The sequence below is a fragment of the Actinomadura sp. NTSP31 genome (genome assembly GCF_041951385.1).
Classification (GTDB): domain Bacteria; phylum Actinomycetota; class Actinomycetes; order Streptosporangiales; family Streptosporangiaceae; genus Spirillospora; species Spirillospora napierensis.
Genome location: NZ_JBGNUT010000022.1, coordinates 101,411 through 120,020, shown reverse-complemented (window position 1 = coordinate 120,020; position 18,610 = coordinate 101,411). Strand labels below are relative to the sequence as shown.

Below are 18,610 nucleotides of genomic sequence, written 5' to 3'. Positions count from 1 at the left end.
ACGCGGGGCGGGCATGCCGGGTTCCGGTCGCGCTCAGAGTTCGATGCTGTTCCCCGGCGCGAGGAGGGACATCGTGAGGCCGGTCAGGCCCTCCAGGAACATGGCGGCGGAGTTCTGCCCGAGGTCGCTGAGCATCAGCTCGTGGATCTGCAGCAGCCGCGTCGGACGGACGCCCCGGACGTAGTCGACCGCGTCCCCCAGCTTGGTCCACGGCCCGCTGGTGGGCAGCAGCAGCGTCTCGATCGGGACGTCCGGCACGTGGTAGGCGTCGCCCGGGTGGTACACCCGGCCGTCGATCAGGTAGCCGGTGTTGTCCACGAGCGGGATGTCCGGATGGATCAGCGCGTGCTGCTCGCCGTGCACGGTCACGGCGAAGTCGCCGATGGCCAGCGCGTCGCCGCCGGCGACGGCCCGGACCCGCCCGCCATGGTCGCCCAGCTTCTCCCGCACCGCCGCCGGACCGTAGACGTGCAGGTCGGGCTGCTTCTCCAGGGCCGCGCCGAGCAGGGCGTCATCGAAGTGGTCGAAGTGCTCGTGCGTGATCAGGACGGCGTCCGCGGCGGCGACGGCGGACTCCGCGTCCGGCGTGAACGTGCCGGGGTCCAGCACGATCGTCGTGTCCTCCTTCTCCAGGACGACGCAGGCGTGGGCGTGCTTGGTCAGTTGCATGACCTCTTCCTTCCACAGCAAAGGTGTACAGCCATAACTGTACACCTTTGCTGTGTACAATGATCGCGGACGCCCCCGGAGGACCCCATGACGAACCACGACCACCTCGCCGAACGGCTGCGGACGTCCATCGCCGGCCTCGTCCGCACGACCCGCGCCCGAGCCGACTCGCTGCCGCCCCCGCTCGCCCAGACGCTCGGCCTCCTCGACCGCGAAGGCGAGGCGAGCATCGCCCTCCTCGCCCAGCGGCGCGGCGTCCGCCACCAGAGCCAGAGCCGCACCGTGAAGGACCTCGAAGACCTCGGCTACGCCCGCCGCGACGCCAACCCGCGTGACGCCCGCGGCGTCGTCATCGCCCTCACCCCCGAAGGCCGGGCCGCCCTCGACCGCGACCGCGAGGCCCGCCGCGACTGGCTCGCCACCGCGATCGCCGCCACCCTGACCCCCGCCGAACAGGACCGCCTGGCCGAACTCCCCGCCCTCCTCGACCGCCTGACCGCCCACGCCGATCCCCCGCCGGACCCGCCCCGAGGACGACGCTCCGAGTAGAAGCCGGCCAGGTCAGCCCCCGCTCGCCGCCTCGAGGTCGGCGATCACTTCGGAGGCCGTCACCGGGTCCAGCTCGCCGAAGCGGTACGGCGCGTCCTGGAGGGCGGGACAGGAGAACCGGTCCGGGGCGGGGTCCGCACCGATCCAGACCGCCTCGAACGTCTGGTCCCCCGACGCGCGCACGTGGCCGGCGTACAGCCCCGTCTTCAACGTGAGGACGACGTACCGCCCCTCTGCGACCGGCCGGACCATGCAGTCGACGCCGCCGTCGGAATCGACGGGCCCGCGGTGCCAGCCGCGCCGTTCGAGCCGCAGGACGCTGCCGAAGGGGACGGTCACGTTCTCGAACCGCGTCAGCCTCCCGCCCGCCTTCTCCTCCTCGGTCAGCGCGTGCACACCCCTTCCGAGCTGCGGGAACGGCTGCAGCAGCTCGTAGTCGGCGAAGATCCGCGACCAGTCGCCCAGCGTGTCCCCGAGGTGCAGCGGGTGGGCGATCCCGACGGCGGCGTCACCGGGCAGCGCGACGGCGGCATCGGTGACGTCCGCGAAGGTGCGGTCCTCGGCGAGCCGGAACGCGGTCGTCGCGCCGCCGCGCTCGGCGAGCCAGACCAGGCGCCGGGCGATGTGCCACACCAGCGGGTGCCGGACGAAGAACTCCCGGAACTCGGCCGGCGACCAGCGGCGTCCCGTCGTCATCGCCAGCTCCAGGCGCTGGAGCTGGATGCCCGCGATCGCGCGGACGTCCTCCTTCAGCTCGGCGAAGCGCCGGTGGGCGGCGGGGGCCAGGGCGGGGTCGTCGCGCACCCCGGGCCTGGGCGGGTCCGACCGCCATGCGCCGTCCTCGCCGACGACGTGGGGCCTCAGCGTCTCGTCGAAACCGGCGGTGAACCGCCGCGGCCCGTAGTCGAGGACGAGCGTGCCGGCGGCGTCCAGGCCGAAGTCGGGGACCAGCCGGTCACCGAGCTGCTCCGGGCCGAGCCCGCGAGCCGCCGCGATCTCCTCGACCTTCTCCTGCGCGCGCTGTTTCAGGCCCTTGTACCTGGCCTTCTGGGCGATGGCGTGGATCTCGCGCAACGCGGGATCGGTTCCGATCCCGGCGAGCACGTCGAGGCCGCGCACCGCATGGCGGTGGCCGCCCTCTCCCGGCCAGGCGCGGATGAGGGGACCCAGCCGCCGCACGGTGCCGTCGTCCCCGAGCCACCCCAGGGCGCTGAACTGCCAGGCTTCCTTGGCCGGCGCCCCGCTCTCCCGCCAGCGGTGGAACAGCGCCCAGCCGAAGTCGGCGAGCGACCGCTCGTCGCACGCCTCCAGCACCCCCGCGAGGCCGTGGTCCGTCTCCCCGGACGAGGACATCGCCAGCAGGGTGAGCAGATGCCGGACGGCCGGCACGGGCAGCGCCCGCTCGCCGCCCCGCAGCAGCACCGGCGGAAGCGCCTCGGCGTCCACGCCGGGAAACACCGACGGCGCCTTCCGGGGCGGCATCTCCTCCGCGTCGGCGGCCAGCAGCTCTCGCACTAGCGCGACGGCCTGCTCTCCGTGCGGGCGCGCGGCGTCGACCACCGCGCCCTCGCCCACCTCGCGGGCGAGGACATGGAGCGCGTACTCGGCGGCCGTCCGGGCCCGCCCCGCCCGGCCGAGGGCCACCGGGAGCAGGTGAGGCAGCGCCGCCCGGCCGTGCCGGCTGAACCAGGCGGCCGCCGGCCCGCGCGCCGCCGTGACGCGCAGCAGCCAGCCCGCCATCGCGTTGGCGACCTCGCCGTCCAGGAACGGCAGCAGCAGCTCGGCGCCGCGGGCGGGCCTCGCCCGGGCGAAGCTCAACGTGACCGGGAGGGCGTCGAGGCCGAAGCGGGCGATGAGGGGCTTGAGCCAGTGGTCCGCGCTCCACGGATTGTGCGTGCCGAGCCCGTCCCGGTTCCAGTCGGAGGGCCGCCACTCGCGCAACACGGGACGGACCAGCTCCTCGGGGCCCTTCGCCAGCATGGCGGCCTGCCAGTAGGACTCCCGCTGGACCGGTTCGTGCGCCGCACCCGCGCGGATGTCCGCGATGCGCTTCTCCCATGTCTCATCGCGCACGGCGGGCCGCGGGACGGGTTCCAGCGTGACGCCGCCGCCACTGGGATTGGCGATCGGCGTGCGCAGCCAGGCGTCCCGCTCACCGGGCGCCCAGACGACGGCCTGTTCTTCGGAGGCGGCCAGGCCCTTGAGGACCACCGGCTTGCGTTCCGGCCTCGTCCGGGCCCAGGGCGGGTCGACCAGGAGCCGCGGCAGCTCGTCCGCCGACGCCTCCGGGACGCGGGCGTCCGCCGCGGCGAGCTTCTCCACGACCGCGCGGGCCTCCGCCGGAAGATCCGGAGGAACGGGCCCGGCGCCGCTCCGCAGGTGATCGGCCAGCAGTTCCTCGGCCATGGCGTCCCCGCGGGCGGCGGCCGGCGCCAGGACGCGGACCGCGCGGACCGGGCGACGCCGCATGGTCTCGCGCAGCGCGGCCCGCATGTGGGTGTTCCCGGAGCGTTCCAGCATCAGCCGGAACGCTTCGTCGCCGGGCAGCCGGCTCAGCGCCTCCAGCAGCCCTTTGCGGCGCGGGGCGCTGTCGTGGTGCCGGTCGAACGCATCGGCCAGGAACGGCGCGATGGCGGGCCCCACCCCCTCGGCCAGGGTGAGGAGGTTCTCGATGTAGTAGCAGTCGCTGACCGAGATGCGCGCGTCGGCGCCCAGCATCTCGAGGTGCTCGGCCGATCCCAGGGACCGCAGCAGCAGTTCTCGCGGCACCGCGTCCGCGGGGAGGGCGCAGCATTCGGCGACCCAGTCCCGTTCGGTCGGGACGAGATAGGCGCAGAGCATCAGCCGCATCGGGGTCGTGCGGAGATCGGCGAGCAGCGCGACGATCTGCCGGTATGCGGCGTCGTCGGCCGCCGCGAGCAGCGTGCGGAGCCGTTTGGCGGCGGAGCCGAGCCTGTCCCCGTGGAACTGGGGCTCGCGCAGCGGGACCAGGCCCCCCAGACCGGGAGCGTAGGGGGCGGCGGCTTGGACGCAGCACCGTTCGACGAAGGCGTGGACGGCGAACGGCAGGCCGTACGTCGTCAGCCAGGCGTCCAGGAACCGGACGGCCGCCTCGTCCGAGGAGGACGTCGCTTCCGGGATGGCCGCGAGCACCGCCGCGCCCAGCGGCCCCGTCTCGCCCGCGAGATGGGCCCGCGCCGCGGCCGCCAGTCCCTCGTCGGTCCCGGGGTGGCTCAGCACCTCCTCGACCTCGCGCGCGTAGGGAGCCAGGAGTTCGTCCTCGCGCAGGGCGGCGACCTTGATCTCCGGGCCGGGATGGCCGCCGCGCCTGGGGTGCAGGTGCCGTTTCCAGGACCTCGGGATGTCCAGGGCGTTCTCGTCGGGAAGCGGGGAGCCGGACTTGATCATGGCGGGGAGGGTAGTGCAGACCCCCGACACCGGCCTTCAGGTCTGGCGATCACCGGGTTCCGTTGCGCGGTGCGCCGGAGCCGTCGCCGGGGACGGCGCTGTGGAGCAGGTCCAGGACGTGTCGCAGGTCGGGGCGCTTGGCGGTGCCCGCCAGGCTGACGGTGTAGACGGTCCGGGAGACGGGGTGGACCAGGGGGTGGAGGCTGAGGGCGGCGGTGGTCTCCGGCAGGGCCATGCGCGGGATCAGGGCGGCGCCCGCTCCTGCCGCGACCAGGGCGGTCAGCACGGAGAAGTCGCTGCTGCAGGCGCGGACGTCCGGGACGAAGCCCGCGGAGCCGCAGGCTCGCTGGATCATCTCGTGGCACGAGGTCTCCGGCCCGGGCGTCAGCCACGGCACGTCCGCCAGGCGGGAGAGATCCGCGGGCTGCCCGGCGGCCAGTCGCAGCGCCTCGGCCTGCTGGGGGTGCAGGGCGAGCAGCACCGGCTCCTCCATCAGGACGGCCTGCTCGCATGCCGCGGGGAAGTTGCGCGGCAGCACAGTGTAGCTGTGCACCACGGCGAGGTCGATGGAGCGCTTGCGCAGCCGGTCGAGGGCTTCGTCAGGTTCCAGGACGGAGAGTCGCAGCGAAGGCGCCGAAGAGGCGTCCGTCTCGACCAGGCGCTGCCACAGGGGCGCGATGAGGGTGCGGGCGGCGGAGGGGAAGGCGGCGATCCGCACGATGCCGTGCCTGCCGGTCTGCAGGGCGGCCAGGCCGGACTCGGCCGCCGCGAGTTCCGCCAGGATGATCTCGGCATGGGCCACCAGCAGCTCGCCGGCCGCGGTCAGCCGCAGCGTGCGTCCGGCCTTCTCCACCACGGGCGTGCCCGCTTCTTTCTGCAGGGCGGCGAGGTGCTGGGAAACGGCCGGTGGCGTCAGATGCAGGGCCTCGGCGGTGGCTGCGACGGTGCCATAGGCGGCCAGGTGCTGGAGGATCCGCAGACGGCGTACGTCGAGCACGGACGGGCTCCTTACTCGGATCGCTCGGGGCGGGACGGGAACTCCCAGTGTGTCCCGAGGGCCGGCAGAACCTTCACCGTGTCGGCCACGGGCGGCGCGTCGAGCGCGTCGCCGTCCGGGGTGTCGCCGGGACGCGGAGCCGCCCTGCTCCGGTGGATGAGGATCACCCCTGCCGCGCTGACCGCCCCGCCCGTCAGCGCGATGGGATGAGGCACCTCGCCGAGCCAGACGTAGGAGACGACCAGCGCCACCGGCGGCACCAGGTACAGGGCCGCCGTGGAGGCCGCGAGCGGCAGGCGGGCGACGGCGTAGGCCCAGATGACGAAGCCGAACGCGGACGGCAGCAGGCCCAGGTAGACCGCGGCGGCCAACGCGTCCGCCGGTGCGTGGAGGGTGGCGGGCCACGCGGCCGGGGCGAGGGGCAGGGCGAAGACGGTCCCCGCGACCATCGCGTAGGTGGCGACCTCCAGGCCGGTGTAGCGGCGGAGCAGCGGCTTGGTCGCGAAGTGGTACGTCCCCTGGACGACGGCGGCGGCCAGGACGATGAGGGCCGGGACGCTGAATCCGCCGGTGCCGTCGCCCAGGCCGACCATGGCCGCGCCGGCGAGTGCGACGACGCTGCCGGCGATGACGGTGCGAGTGGGCCGCTCCTCGAGGAGGAGGCTTCCCAGCAGGACGCTGAACACCGGGGCGGTCGCGATCAGCAGGCTCGCGGTCCCGGCCTCCACCCGGACCTCGCCCCAGTTGAGCAGTACCTGGTAGGCGGTGATGCCGGTGGCTCCGCACAAGGCGATCATCGGGAGGTCGCGGCGCCGGGGCGGACGCACCTTGGCCGACGGGGCCACCAGGATCAGCGCCATGGCCGCGGTCACGATCCTCAGGAACGACAGCGCCGCCACGCCGAGGCCGTCGATGCCGACCCGGATGGCGGGGAAGGCCGAGGCCCACAGCACGACGGTGCCCGCCAGCGCGAGAACGCGGGCCGAGGCGAAGCGGGAGACCATGCGGCCAGCGTTCCGTCACCACACAGAAAAGGTCCAGTTACTTTTTACTGCAAAAAGCTTTAGTGAGGCTTATGCAAGGAGGCCCGGCGATCAGGAGCGGGCCAGGGCGGCGAGCTTTTCCAGGGCGGTCCGGGTGGGGCCTTCCTCGGGGGCGGTGAGCGTGACGAACTGGTGGTCGGGGGTGCCGGGCAGGACCATGCCGATGTAGTCGAGGGTGAGCCGGCCGACCTCGGGATGGCGGTACTCCTTGCGGCCCATGCCCGGGCCCTTCACGTCCTGCCGGTCCCACCAGGTGCGGAACCACGGGGTTCCGGAGAGCTCGCGGATCAGCGCCTTCGTCGCGGGGTCGTCCGGGTCGCGGCCGGTGGCGGTGCGCAGCTGCGCCAGGCCGTGCCGGGCCACCTCCTCCCACTCCACGTAGAACGTGCGGGCCCGCGGGTCGCAGAGCGCGTACCGGAGCATGTTGCGGCGCGGCCAGGGCAGTTCCGCGTGGTGGGGCATGAGGGCGCGGGCCGTCCGGTTCCAGGCCAGCACGTCGAGCCGAGTGTTGATCACGTAGGCGGGAACGGGGTCGATCGCGTCCAGCAGCCGCTGCACCGTCGGGTCGACCGGGCCGTCCGCCGGCGCGTGCGGCGGGGACTGCGGGGACGGCGGCGCGAGCGCCAGCCGGTAGAGGTGGTCGCGCTCGTCGTCGTCGAGGACGAGCGCGCGGGCCAGCCCGTCCAGCACGGAAGGCGAAGGGCGGATGCCGCGGCCCTGCTCCAGCCGCATGTAGTAGTCCGGGCTGATGCCGGCCAGCAGCGCGACCTCCGCCCGGCGCAGGCCGGGAGCGCGCCGTCGCCCGCCGTCGGGCAGGCCCACGGACGAGGGCTTGATGCGGTCGCGCCGGGAGCGCAGGAACTCCGCCATCTCGCGTGTCGCCATGGGTCAAGTCTGCCCTCCGGAGGCTAGCCCTCCGATTCCTAGCCATGGGCGGGCACTGGTAGCCCGGGGGCGCGCGGGGCAGGGTGGAGGGCACATCCATGACAGACGAGAGGTGACTTCTCAGTGCGCTATCGCACCCTTGGAACGAACGGGCCGCAGGTGTCGGCCGTGGGGTTCGGCGCGATGAACGTGGCGCCCGTCTACGGCGGCGTCGAGGAGAGCGAGGCCGGCGACACGCTCCTGGCCGCGCTGGACGCCGGCGTCACGTTCGTCGACACCGCCGACATCTACGGCGCCGGGTACAGCGAGACCCTGATCGGCCGCATGCTGGAGAAGCGGCGGGACGAGTACGTCCTGGCCACCAAGTTCGGCGGGAACCAGGACGGGAACGGCATCCTGATTCCCGGGATGGGCCGGCCGGAGTACGTCAGGCGCGCGCTGGACGCCAGCCTGTCCCGGCTCCGGACCGACCATGTGGACCTGTACTACCTGCACCGCCTCGACCCGACGACCCCGATCGAGGAGACGGCCGGGGCGCTGGCCGAGCTGGTCGAGGCGGGGAAGATCGGCGGCTACGGGCTGTCGGAGGTGTCCGCGCGGACGCTGCGGCGCGCCCACGCCGTCCACCCCGTGACGGCGCTGCAGACCGAGTACTCGCCGTTCCAGCGGGCGCCGGAGGCCGAGCTGATCCCGGCGTGCGCGGAGCTGGGGATCGCGTTCGTCGCCTACAGCCCGCTCGGGCGCGGCCTGCTGGGCGGCCAGGTCCGCAGGTTCGACGATCTCGAGAAGGGCGACTGGCGGCGCGGCAATCCCCGTTTCCAGGCGGGGAACGTGGAGCGCAACGCCTCGCTGGCCGACCGGGTCGCGACGCTCGCCGCCGAGCAGGGCGTCGCGCCGGCGCAGCTGGTGCTGGCGTGGTCGATCCACCGGGGCGCCCTGCCGATCCCGGGGACCCGCAGGGCCGCGAACGCCCGCGCCAACGCCGCGGCCGGCGACCTCACGCTGGACGCCGCCGTCTTCGCGCGGCTGGAGGAGATCGTCCCGCCGGACGCGGTCGCGGGCGCGCAGGGCAACGAGGCGTACCTGGCCAACCTCGACACCGCGTGACCCGCGCGGAACGGCCCTCCCCGGCATCCCGGGGAGGGCCGTCCGTGCACGTCAGCGGCGAGGGCCGCCGCGCAGGCGGGACAGGAGGTTGCGGGCCTTCTCCTGGTTGCGCGGATCGTTGATGAGCCGCTCCGCCTTCGCGCGCGCCTTCTGGGCCTGCGGGCTGCGGGCCAGCTGTTCGGCCTTGGCCCGCGCCTTCTGCCCCTGCGGGCCGTGAGCGAACTGCTCCGCCTTCGTGCGCGCTTTCTGAGCCTGGGGGCTATGAGCGAATTGCTCCGCCTTCGCCCGGGCCTTCTGTCCCTGCGGTCCCCGGACGAACTTCATGATCCGGTCGATGAGAGAAGCCACGTTCTTCCTCCTCGGCCTAGCTTCACCCTGTTCAACGAGTACCCGGGCCGGAAAGTTCGTCAGAACGCCTCGTCGAACGCGACGCTGCCCTCCACGCCGATCTGGTAGGCCGAGACGCGGCGCTCGAAGAAGTTCGACAGCTCCTGGACGTCCTGCAGCTCCATGAACGCGAACGGGTTGACCGTCCCGTAGCGGGCGGGCAGGCCGAGCCGGACGAGGCGCTGGTCCGCGACGTACTCCAGGTAGGCGCGCATGTCGTCCGCGCTCATCCCGGGCAGGCCGTCGCCGCACAGGTCGCGGGCGAAGGCCAGCTCCGCCTCGACCGCCTCCTCCAGCATGGAGGTGACCTGCGCGGTCATCTCCGCGTCGAACAGACCGGGTTCTTCGGCCCGGACGGTGTCGACGACGGAGAACGCGAACTCCATATGCATCGACTCGTCTCGGAACACCCAGTTCGTCCCGGACGCGAGGGCGTTCAGCAGGCCGCGGGAGCGCAGCCAGTAGACGTAGGCGAACGCGCCGTAGAAGAACAGCCCCTCGATGCAGGCGGCGAAGCAGATCAGGTTGAGCAGGAACGCGCGCCGGTCGGCGGCGGTGCGCAGCTCGTCGAGCGAACCGAGCGCGTCGATCCACCGGAAGCAGAACCGCGCCTTCGCCCGGATGGACGGGATGTGCTCGATCGCCGCGAACGCGCGGGCCCGCTCGTCCTGGTCGGGCAGGTAGGTGTCGAGGAGGGTCAGGTAGAACTGGACGTGCACGGCCTCCTCGAACAGCTGCCGCGACAGGTAGAGGCGGGCCTCCGGCGCGTTGACGTGCTTGTAGAGGTTGAGGACGAGGTTGTTCGCCACGATCGAGTCGCCGGTGGCGAAGAACGCGACCAGCCGGTTGACCAGGTGCAGTTCGGCCGGCGTGAGCCGGGCGAGGTCGGGCAGGTCGGAGGCGAGGTCGATCTCCTCGACGGTCCAGGTGTTGCGGATCGCGGCGCGGTAGCGCTCGTAGAAGTCGGGGTAGCGCATGGGCCGCAGGGTCAGGTCCATGCCGGGGTCGAGCAGCGGCATTATTGGCAGGCCTCGCAGGTCTCGGGGTTCTCCAGGGAGCAGACCGCCGCGGCGACGGTCGTCTGCGCGATCCGCGTGGCGGGGCGCGAGCGCAGGTAGTAGGTGGTCTTGAGGCCGCTGCGCCACGCGTAGGCGTACATCGAGGAGAGCTTCCCGATCGTCGGGGTCTCCATGAACAGGTTCAGCGACTGGGACTGGTCGATGTACGGGGTGCGGGCGGCGGCGAGGTCGATGAGGGCCTTCTGCGGCAGTTCCCAGGCCGTCCGGTAGAGGCCGAGCATCTCCTCCGGCAGGTCGATCAGGCCCTGGATCGAGCCGTTGGCGCGCTTGATCGCCTCGCGGACGGCGTCGTTCCACAGCCCGAGCGACTTGAGGTCCTCGACGAGGTACCCGTTGATCTGCAGGAACTCGCCGGACAGCGTCTCGCGCTTGAACAGGTTGGACACCTGCGGCTCGATGCACTCGTAGCAGCCGGCGATGGACGCGATCGTGGCGGTCGGCGCGATCGCGATGAGCAGCGAGTTGCGCAGGCCGACGTCGGCGATCCGGGCGCGGAGAGCGTCCCATTCGGCCGGACGCGTCGGCGCGGCGTCCGGGAAGTGGTCGAGGTGGAGCCGCCCGCGCGCGGTGCGGGTCTCGGCGTAGGCCGGGAGCGGGCCGTGGGCCTCCGCGAGATCGGCGGACGCGGCGTAGGCGGCGAGCGCGATCTCCTCGGCGATCAGGGTCGACAGCTCGCGCGCCTCGGCGGAGTCGAACGGCAACCGCAGCGTGAAGAACACGTCCGCCAGCCCCATCACCCCGAGGCCGACGGGACGCCATTTGCGGTTGGCCGTTTCCGCTTCGGGCGTCGGATAGAAGCCGCGGTCGATCGTGCGGTCCAGGAACCGGACGGCGGTGCGGACGGTCGCGCGGAGCCGGTCCCAGTCCATCCCGGACGGCGAGACGTGCGCGGCCAGGTTCACCGACCCGAGGTTGCACACGGCCGCCTCGCTGTCGCCCGTGACCTCCAGGATCTCCGTGCACAGGTTGGACAGGTGGACGGTCCGGCCCGGCTCGGCGGTCTGGTTGCAGGCCCGGTTCGCGGCGTCCTTGAAGGTCATCCACCCGTTGCCGGTCTCCGCCAACGTGCGCAGCATCCGCCCGTACAGCTTGCGGGCCGGGACCTGCCGGACGTACCGGCCCTCCTTTTCGGCCGCCCGGTACGCGGCGTCGAAGGCGTCGCCCCACAGGTCCGTCAGCTCCGGGACCTCCTTCGGGTCGAACAGCGACCATGTCCCGTCGGCCTCGACGCGGCGCATGAACTCGTCCGGGATCCAGTTCGCCAGGTTCAGGTTGTGGGTGCGGCGCGCGTCCTCGCCGGTGTTGTCGCGCAGTTCGAGGAACTCCTCGACGTCGGCGTGCCACGGCTCCAGGTACACGCACGCGGCGCCCTTGCGGCGGCCGCCCTGGTTGACGGCGGCGACGGACGCGTCGAGCGTGCGCAGCCACGGGACGATCCCGTTGGAGTGCCCGTTCGTCCCCCGGATCAGCGATCCGCGCGAGCGGACCCGCGTCCAGGAGATCCCGATCCCGCCCGCGTACTTGCTGAGCCGCGCGACCTGCCCGTACCGCTCGTAGATCGCCTCCAGCTCGTCGCGCGGCGAGTCCAGCAGGAAGCAGGACGACAGCTGCGGGCGGCGGGCCGCGGAGTTGAACAGCGTCGGCGAGCTGGGCAGGTACGACAGCGTGCTGAGCAGCCCGTACAGCTCCGCCGCCTCGTCCACATTCTCGGACAGGCCCACGGCGACCCGCAGGAAGAAGTGCTGCGGGCGCTCCAGGACGAGCCGCGTGCGCGGATGCCGCAGCAGGTAGCGGTCGTAGAGGGTGCGGAGGCCGAAGTACCCGAACCGGTCGTCCGCGTCCTCGTCGATCAGGGCGTCCAGGGCCGCGGCGTTGGCGGCGACGAACGCGGCGGGGCCGTCGGCCAGCAGGCCCTCGGCGTGCGCGGCGGCGACGGACCCGGCGAACGTCCGGACCCCGGCTTCGGCGGCCTCGTCGCGGATACCGGCGGCCAGCAGCCGCGCGGCGACCCGGGAGTACCCCGGCTCCACCGCGACGAGCGCGGCGGCCTCCCGGGTCGCCAGGTCCCGCAGGCCGGCGGCGCTCGCGCCCGCGCCGCCCCGGACCGCGCCGAGCACCCGTTCCGGCGCGGTCCCCTCGATGCCGGCGCAGGCCGCCGCGACCTCGGCGGCGATCCCCCCGGTGGTGGCCGCCTCCGCCGGAGCCCGCATGGTGACTGTCACGTTCTCTCCCTCGTGAGCCGGCCTCGCGAGGGCGTGCGAACGGGCGCGACGGCATGCTGCCGCGCACCGTCCCCCGGCTCACCCGCGAAGCCTCGGACGTACGGCGTGCATGGCAGGTCTTCGGACTCGCGGGCGCCCGCGCCTCCTGCCGGAGACGCGACCTACTGGCCGTCGCTTCCCGATCCGGTCGCCCGGTTCAGTGCCTGTGACGGCGGTCGTTCCCGCTCACCGCTGCGGGGCAGTCCCGGACTTTCACCGGGTTCCCTCTTGCGACGCCCCCGCCGCGAGCGGCGGGGGCGAACCAGCACGGGGTTGAACCCTACATCTTGTTGATCCTCATTGCGCAACCCCAACATGTAGGGCGCGTCGGGGCCGGTTTCCGGGGTCGGATGCGGCCGGCCGGACGGAGGTGGGACGATGTCCCCGTCATGTCCCCGCGTCCCCGGCAGCCGGTCTTCCGCACCGCGCGCGCGGTCGTCTTCGCGACCGTCTGCGTGTCGTTGGCGACCCTCGGCCATGCCCTGGCGTCGCACGAGCCGGTACCGGGCTGGGCGGTGCTCGCCGGGTTCGGCGCGGTGCTGGCGGTCACGCTGGCGCTCGCGGGCCACGAGCGGTCCCTCCCGACGATCACGGGCGGGCTGCTCGGCGGGCAGTTCGCGCTGCACGCGCTGTTCTCGGGCGCGACCGACGGCATGCGCCACTGCGAGGCCGCCGTCCAGGCCGGGCACGGCGCGGCGATGCCGGTGCACGGCCCCGGCACGTCGATGACGCTCGCGCACTGCGCGGCCGCCGTGGTCGCGGCGTGGTGGCTGCGGCGCGGCGAGCGGGCCGCGTGGTCGCTCGCGCGGCGCCTGGCGTCCGCCGCCGACCGCCCGATCCGGCTGCTGCTCGCGCTGCTGCTCATCGAACCCGCGGAGCGTCCGGTCCGTACCCCGGTGGTGCCGGTGGCGGCCGGTGCCATGGCCACGGGACGTGCGCTCCGGCACCAGGTCGTCCGGCGGGGACCCCCGCCGCGTTCGAGGGCGCTCGCTCACCTCTGAGCGGAGCGCCGTACGTCACCGGACGCCGAACCCGGCGTGTCCGGCCCGATCCGTACGACTCGAACGGAGTTCCGTCTTGACCTCCCTCTCCCACGCCCGCCGGCTGGGCGCGGTCGCCTCGCTGGCCGGCCTCGGCGTCATCGCGCTCGCCACCGCCGCGTCCGCGCACGTCACCGTCAACCCCAAGACCGCCGAGCAGGGCTCCTACGCCAAGATCTCGTTCCGGGTGCCGAACGAGGAGGACAACGCCGACACCACCAAGCTCGTCGTGAACCTGCCCGCCGACCACCCGGTCTCGTCGGTGTCGGTCCGTCCCGTCCCGGGCTGGACGGCGAAGGTCGTGGAGTCCAAGCTCCCGGCGCCGGTCAAGACCGAGGGCGGCGAGCTGACCAAGGCCGTCACGCAGATCACCTGGTCCGGCGGGAAGATCGAGCCCGGCCAGTTCGAGGAGTTCGACGTCTCGCTCGGCCCGCTGCCGGCCGACACCGACACGATGACCTTCAAGGCCGACCAGACCTACTCCAACGGCGAGGTCGTCAAGTGGGAGCAGGACCCGGGCGACGGCTCGAACGAGCCCGAGCACCCGGCGCCCACGCTGAAGCTCACCCCGAAGGGCGCCACCGGCACCGCGACCGCCGGCCTCACCGCGCAGTCGAAGCCCGCCGCCAAGGCCGACGCGAGCTCCGACGACGGCACCGCGCGCGTGCTCGGCGGCGTCGGCATCGGCGTCGGGGTGATCGGCATCGCGGTCGGCGGCTACGGCCTGGCCCGCGCGCGGAGCCGGGCGTGACCCGGGCCGTCCGGCGCGCCGCCGCCGGGATCGCCGCCGCCGGCGCCGCGCTCGCCCTGACCGCGTCCCCCGCCTCCGCGCACACCTCGCTCACCGGGGCCAGCCCGGGGCAGGGCGCGACGGTCGCGCCGCCCGCGCAGGTCGTCCTGACCTACGGGGACCCGGTGCAGCTGCCGCAGGTGGTGATCACCGACGCCAGGGGCGGGCGGCACGAGTCGGGCGCGCCGCAGGCGGTGGACAACAAGGTCACCGAGGCGGTGAAGGGCACGCTGCCGAACGGGGTCTACACGGTCGGCTGGCGCGTGGTGTCGCCGGACGGCCACCCCATCAGCGGAACGTACAAGTTCACCGTCACCGGATCGGCGGGCGCGGCACCGGCACCGGCGGCCTCGGCGTCGGCCTCGGCCTCGGCTTCCAATGCCTCCGGGCGGGCCTCGGACGGCTCGTCCGGCTGGCTGTGGATCGGCCTGATCGCCGCCGTCGTGGTGGTCGCGGGCGGCGGGTTCGCCTGGTACCGGCGCTCGTCGGGAGCCGCCGGGGAAAAATGATCATGGGGCTTCCGGTCGGGTGATTACAGGATTACATTGATGACCCGACCGGAAGCCCACGCCTTGGGGGTTCGATGATCGTCGAGTACATCCGCTACCGGATCGACCACGCGAAGGCGGAGGAGTTCGAGGCCGCCTACGCCCGCGCCGCCGTCCCCCTCTCCGCCGCACCGCAGTGCGTCGACTACGAACTGTCCCGCTGCGTGGACGAGCCCGAGTGCTACGTCCTGCGGATCTGCTGGACGTCCGCCGAGGACCACTCGCAGAGCTTCCGCTCCGGAGAGCACTTCCCCACCTTCTTCGCCGAGATCAAGCCGTACGTCCAGCAGATCGAGGAGATGCGGCACTACGAGCGGACGCCCGTACGCGGCGCCGGCTCCTCCGTCCCGACGATGTACGACTGGGCCGGCGGCACGGAGGCGCTGGAGAACCTCACCAAGGTCTTCTACGACAAGGTCCTCAAGGACGAGCTGCTCATCCCGCTGTTCGAGCACATGCCCCCGGACCACCCCACCTGGGTCGCGGCCTGGCTGAGCGAGGTGTTCCGCGGCCCCGACCGCTACAGCCGGGAGCGCGGCGGCTACCACCACATGGTCCGCCAGCACCTCGGCAAGGCGATCACCGAGCCGCAGCGCCGCCGCTGGGTGACCCTGCTCATGGACGCGGCGGACGAGGTCGGCCTGCCCGCCGACCCCGAGTTCCGCGCCGCGTTCGCGTCCTACATCGAGTGGGGCACCCGCATCGCGCTGGCCAACTCCCAGCCCGGCGCGGCGCCGCCCCTCGAAGCGCCCATGCCGCACTGGGGCTGGGGCGTCGCCCCGCCGTACATCCCGTCCAAGTGATCCGCGGCCGCTAGCGGGAGGCCAGTTCGGTCACGGCCTCCCGCGCCGCGGCGAGCGACTCCGCCGCCATTTCGCTGAAGCGCGCCAGGTGCGGGACGAGATCGGCGAGCGCCATTTCGGCGTTCACGAACTCCACGTCGCCGCCGGCGATGCCGAGATTGGCGAAGTAGGCGCGCAGATACGGCTCCTGGAAATCGAAGCCCGCGCGCGGCGCACCGGGGCCGTAGGCGCCGCCGCGCGCGGTGACGACGACGATCCGCGTGCCGCGCAGCAGGCTATGCCCGGTGTCCGGGTCGGTGTACGCGCCGGGAAAGGTGACCCGGTCGATCCACGCCTTCAGCGACGCGGGGATCGAGAAGTTGTACATCGGCGCGCCGATCAGCACGGTGCCCGCGTCCAGGAACTGCTCGATCAGCGGGAGGGTCAGCGCCCATTCCCGTTCCTCGGCGTCGTTCTCGATGAGCGCGTCCACTTTTGCGGGCGGTACGTACCCGTTCCGCTCCACGCGGCGTCCCAGCGCGCAATAGGCCGGGGAGATCGGCGGCACCGGCTCGGCGACGAGGTCGCGGTACCGGTGTTCGGACGCGCCGTGCCGCCCCTTCCAGACCTCCGCGAACCGCGCGGACAGCCGCCGGGTGATCGAGTCGCCGGAGTGGCTGGAGTCCAGGTGCAGCAGCGAGGCGGCCTGGTCACGGGCCGATAGCATGAGTGAGCGCCCCTTCGTTCCGATGTCGTCCTTGGTTCCCACCGATATGACGACCCGCGACGACGAAAGGGGACCGATGAACGAGCAGGCGCTGGCCGAGCGGTTCGACGAGTGCCGCGGCCACCTGCGGGCGGTCGCGTACCGCATGCTCGGATCGCTGGACGAGGCGGACGACGCGGTCCAGGAGACGTGGCTGCGGGCGTCCCGCGCGGGCGCCGGGGACGTCGCCAACGTGCCGGGCTGGCTGACCACGATCGCCGGGCGGATCTGCCTCGACATGCTCCGCGCGCGCCGGCGCCGGGGCGAGGAGTTCGGCGGCCTCGCCGGAGTCGAGCGGACGGACGGCCGCGACCCCGAGGAGGAGGCGCTGCTCGCCGACGCGGTGGGGCTGGCGATGCTGGTCGTCCTGGACCGGCTGGGGCCCGCCGAGCGCGTCGCGTTCGTCCTGCACGACCTGTTCGCCGTGCCGTTCGCGGAGATCGCCGGGATCGTGGAGCGGACGCCCGCGACCACGAAGAGGCTGGCGAGCCGCGCGCGGCAGCGCGTGCACGGGGCGCCCGCGCTGCCCGCCGCCGACCTGGCGCGGCAGCGGCGGGTGGTGGAGGCGTTCCTCGCCGCGTCCCGGTCCGGCGACATGGACGCGCTGCTCGCGGTGCTGGCGCCGGACGCGTTCCGGCGGGCCGAGCCGGCGGCGGAGGTCCGGGGCGCCCACCGCATCGCCGGGGAGACCCTCGCCAACCCGGCGCGCGCCCGGAACGCCCGCATCGCCCTGGTCGACGGCGCGATCGGCGCCGTCGTGGCACCGCGGGGCCGTCTCGCCGCCGTCCTCCGGATCGCCGTCGAGGGCGACCGCGTCGCCGGCTACACGGTGATCGCCGACCCGCCGCGCCTCCGCCGCGTCTCGATCGCCGTTCCCGGTTGAGCGCCTACTTGCGGGCGAGGAGGTGGCCTTGGCGGTGGCGCTCGCCCTCGGCGGGCTCGCGGCGGAGCCGCCCGATCTCGGTGAACCCGGCCTTCTCCACCAGTTCGGCGGCGGCGTCGATGGGCCAGCGGTGCGCGGGCGCCACCCTGTGGTCGAACGGGACGCACTCGGCGGTGTCGGAGGTGAAGAAGCCGAGCAGGAGGTGGCCGCCGGGCGCCAGCATCCGGTGGAACGCGGCGAGCAGCTCCGGCACCTCCTCCGGCGGCGTGTGGATGATCGAGTACCAGGCCAGGACGCCGCCGAGCGAGCCGTCCGGCACGTCCACCTCGGTCATCGGGACCTGGTCGAACCGGACGCCCGGGTGCGCCGCGCGGGCGATCCGGATCATCTCCCCGGACACGTCCGCGCCGAACGCGTCGCAGCCGAGCGAGCGCAGGTGGCCGGTGAGGTGCCCGGGCCCGCAGCCGAGGTCGGCGACCGGCCCGGCGTCCCGCGTGAGCTGCGCGAACGCGTTGATCATCGCGAGATCCAGCGGCCGGTCGAGGAACGCGGTGGTGAACATGCCGGCGTAGCGGTCGGCGACACCGTCGTAGCCGGTACGGGTGCCGTCGAGGTGGGAGGCGGTCATGGACGACGACCCTACGGCGGCGGCCCCGGATGCGAGCATGGGGCCATGGCGAGGTCGATCGAGGAGCCGCGGAACGCGCGCAGCCGCCGGTCCCGGGCGGCGCTGCTGCGCGCGGCGCGCGAGCTCGTCGAGGAGCACGGCATGGCGGCGACGACCATGGCGGCCGTCGCGGAGCGCGCCGGGGTGTCGCGGCGGGCCGTCTACCTGCACTTCGCGTCCCGGGCCGAGCTGATCAGCGAGCTGCTGGAGTACGTCAACGAGGTCGAGGGCATCGAGGGCCGGTTCGCGCCGGTGCGCGACGCGCCGGACGCGGTCACCGCGCTGGAGCGGTTCGCGCACCAGCACGCCGGGTTCATGCCGAGCGTCCTCGCGGTGTCGCGGGCGGTGGAGCGCGAGGCGGGCGACGACCCGGACGCTGCGCGGCACTGGGCGACCGCGATGTACCGGCGGTACGAGACGAACCGGCGGCTCATGGCGCGGCTGGACGCCGAGGGCGTCCTCGCCCCGGGCTGGACGGTCGACACCGCCACCGACATGCTCCTCGCCCTGGTCTCCAACGGCGTCAGCGAGACGCTGCTGGTCGACCGCGGCTGGACGCCGGACGAGGTCGGCGAGCACATGGCGCGGTTGCTGCGGTCCACGTTCGTCGCGCGAGGGTAGGAAGCAGTTGCCGGGGGGTCTGGGGGGCCGCCCCTCCCAGATCGGGCCGACTACCCCCGTTCGGGGGTGGCGTGGGTCACTCCGGGTGTTTCACCATGCCCCTGACCACGCCCTTCGGGTGGCAGCCC

The 18,610-nt window shown here is 73.4% G+C and carries 18 protein-coding genes and 1 riboswitch; of the genes, 8 read left to right on the top strand and 10 right to left on the bottom strand.

What is annotated here, in order from left to right; genetic code table 11:
* Positions 1-33: 33 nt before the first annotated feature.
* On the bottom strand, positions 34-669 hold the full coding sequence (locus tag ACA514_RS31945; protein ID WP_375044989.1) for an MBL fold metallo-hydrolase: 636 nt from the start codon (positions 667-669) through the stop codon (positions 34-36).
* 87 nt (positions 670-756) lie between these two features.
* Here ACA514_RS31945 and ACA514_RS31940 point away from each other — a divergent pair, with 87 nt between their 5' ends.
* Entirely contained in the window at positions 757-1,218 is a 462-nt protein-coding gene (locus ACA514_RS31940) for a MarR family winged helix-turn-helix transcriptional regulator (protein ID WP_375044988.1), read from the top strand.
* Positions 1,219-1,230: 12 nt separating this feature from the next.
* Here the strand turns inward: ACA514_RS31940 and ACA514_RS31935 are convergent, their stop codons facing one another.
* The 4 genes from ACA514_RS31935 to ACA514_RS31920 all read right to left on the bottom strand — a co-directional run bounded on the left by ACA514_RS31935 (position 1,231) and on the right by ACA514_RS31920 (position 7,551).
* Positions 1,231-4,626: a DUF4132 domain-containing protein gene (locus ACA514_RS31935; RefSeq protein ID WP_375044987.1), complete on the bottom strand. Its 3,396-nt coding sequence runs from the start codon at positions 4,624-4,626 to the stop codon at positions 1,231-1,233.
* A gap of 49 nt (positions 4,627-4,675) precedes the next feature.
* Positions 4,676-5,623 carry a LysR family transcriptional regulator gene (locus ACA514_RS31930; RefSeq protein WP_375044986.1) on the bottom strand — a complete coding sequence of 316 codons (948 nt, stop codon included), beginning with the start codon at positions 5,621-5,623 and terminating at the stop codon, positions 4,676-4,678.
* Positions 5,624-5,634: 11 nt separating this feature from the next.
* Positions 5,635-6,627 (bottom strand): DMT family transporter, encoded by a 993-nt coding sequence (locus ACA514_RS31925; RefSeq protein ID WP_375044985.1) that lies wholly within the window; start codon positions 6,625-6,627, stop codon positions 5,635-5,637.
* A 90-nt stretch (positions 6,628-6,717) separates the two neighbouring features.
* Positions 6,718-7,551, bottom strand: coding sequence for a helix-turn-helix transcriptional regulator (locus ACA514_RS31920; RefSeq protein ID WP_375044984.1), 834 nt, complete (start codon positions 7,549-7,551; stop codon positions 6,718-6,720).
* 123 nt (positions 7,552-7,674) lie between these two features.
* On the opposite strand from ACA514_RS31920, the gene ACA514_RS31915 reads away from it, so the two are divergent.
* Positions 7,675-8,658, top strand: a complete 984-nt coding sequence (locus tag ACA514_RS31915; RefSeq protein WP_375044983.1) for an aldo/keto reductase — start codon at positions 7,675-7,677, stop codon at positions 8,656-8,658.
* A gap of 51 nt (positions 8,659-8,709) precedes the next feature.
* On the opposite strand, the gene ACA514_RS31910 is transcribed toward ACA514_RS31915, so the two are convergent.
* Genes ACA514_RS31910 through ACA514_RS31900 form a run of 3 tightly spaced genes read right to left on the bottom strand, consistent with a single transcriptional unit; the run spans position 8,710 to position 12,346 of the window.
* The gene (locus ACA514_RS31910; RefSeq protein ID WP_375044982.1) at positions 8,710-9,006 is read right to left on the bottom strand and encodes a hypothetical protein; all 297 of its coding nucleotides are present in this window, start codon (positions 9,004-9,006) and stop codon (positions 8,710-8,712) included.
* A gap of 59 nt (positions 9,007-9,065) precedes the next feature.
* On the bottom strand, positions 9,066-10,064 hold the full coding sequence (locus ACA514_RS31905; protein ID WP_375044981.1) for a ribonucleotide-diphosphate reductase subunit beta: 999 nt from the start codon (positions 10,062-10,064) through the stop codon (positions 9,066-9,068).
* Positions 10,064-12,346, bottom strand: a complete 2,283-nt coding sequence (locus ACA514_RS31900) for a ribonucleoside-diphosphate reductase subunit alpha (RefSeq protein ID WP_375044980.1) — start codon at positions 12,344-12,346, stop codon at positions 10,064-10,066. Before ACA514_RS31900 ends, ACA514_RS31905 begins: the two co-directional genes overlap by 1 nt.
* A gap of 93 nt (positions 12,347-12,439) precedes the next feature.
* A riboswitch (cobalamin riboswitch) is annotated at positions 12,440-12,667 on the bottom strand.
* 107 nt (positions 12,668-12,774) lie between these two features.
* On the opposite strand from ACA514_RS31900, the gene ACA514_RS31895 reads away from it, so the two are divergent.
* The 4 genes from ACA514_RS31895 (at position 12,775) to ACA514_RS31880 (ending at position 15,566) form a co-directional block, all read left to right on the top strand.
* On the top strand, positions 12,775-13,386 hold the full coding sequence (locus ACA514_RS31895) for a hypothetical protein (RefSeq protein ID WP_375044979.1): 612 nt from the start codon (positions 12,775-12,777) through the stop codon (positions 13,384-13,386).
* A gap of 76 nt (positions 13,387-13,462) precedes the next feature.
* Entirely contained in the window at positions 13,463-14,176 is a 714-nt protein-coding gene (locus ACA514_RS31890; RefSeq protein WP_375044978.1) for a YcnI family protein, read from the top strand.
* Positions 14,173-14,724, top strand: coding sequence for a copper resistance protein CopC (locus ACA514_RS31885; RefSeq protein WP_375044977.1), 552 nt, complete (start codon positions 14,173-14,175; stop codon positions 14,722-14,724). Before ACA514_RS31890 ends, ACA514_RS31885 begins: the two co-directional genes overlap by 4 nt.
* Positions 14,725-14,798: 74 nt before the next feature.
* The gene (locus ACA514_RS31880) at positions 14,799-15,566 is read left to right on the top strand and encodes a group II truncated hemoglobin (RefSeq protein ID WP_375044976.1); all 768 of its coding nucleotides are present in this window, start codon (positions 14,799-14,801) and stop codon (positions 15,564-15,566) included.
* A gap of 10 nt (positions 15,567-15,576) precedes the next feature.
* On the opposite strand, the gene ACA514_RS31875 is transcribed toward ACA514_RS31880, so the two are convergent.
* Positions 15,577-16,272 carry an FMN-dependent NADH-azoreductase gene (locus tag ACA514_RS31875; RefSeq protein ID WP_375044975.1) on the bottom strand — a complete coding sequence of 232 codons (696 nt, stop codon included), beginning with the start codon at positions 16,270-16,272 and terminating at the stop codon, positions 15,577-15,579.
* 76 nt (positions 16,273-16,348) lie between these two features.
* On the opposite strand from ACA514_RS31875, the gene ACA514_RS31870 reads away from it, so the two are divergent.
* Complete coding sequence (locus tag ACA514_RS31870) at positions 16,349-17,194, top strand: sigma-70 family RNA polymerase sigma factor (RefSeq protein WP_375044974.1); 846 nt, start codon at positions 16,349-16,351, stop codon at positions 17,192-17,194.
* A gap of 4 nt (positions 17,195-17,198) precedes the next feature.
* Here ACA514_RS31870 and ACA514_RS31865 read toward each other — a convergent pair whose 3' ends face one another.
* Positions 17,199-17,822 carry a class I SAM-dependent methyltransferase gene (locus ACA514_RS31865; protein ID WP_375044973.1) on the bottom strand — a complete coding sequence of 208 codons (624 nt, stop codon included), beginning with the start codon at positions 17,820-17,822 and terminating at the stop codon, positions 17,199-17,201.
* Positions 17,823-17,867: 45 nt separating this feature from the next.
* On the opposite strand from ACA514_RS31865, the gene ACA514_RS31860 reads away from it, so the two are divergent.
* Positions 17,868-18,482, top strand: a complete 615-nt coding sequence (locus ACA514_RS31860) for a TetR/AcrR family transcriptional regulator (protein ID WP_375044972.1) — start codon at positions 17,868-17,870, stop codon at positions 18,480-18,482.
* Positions 18,483-18,610: the final 128 nt, after the last annotated feature.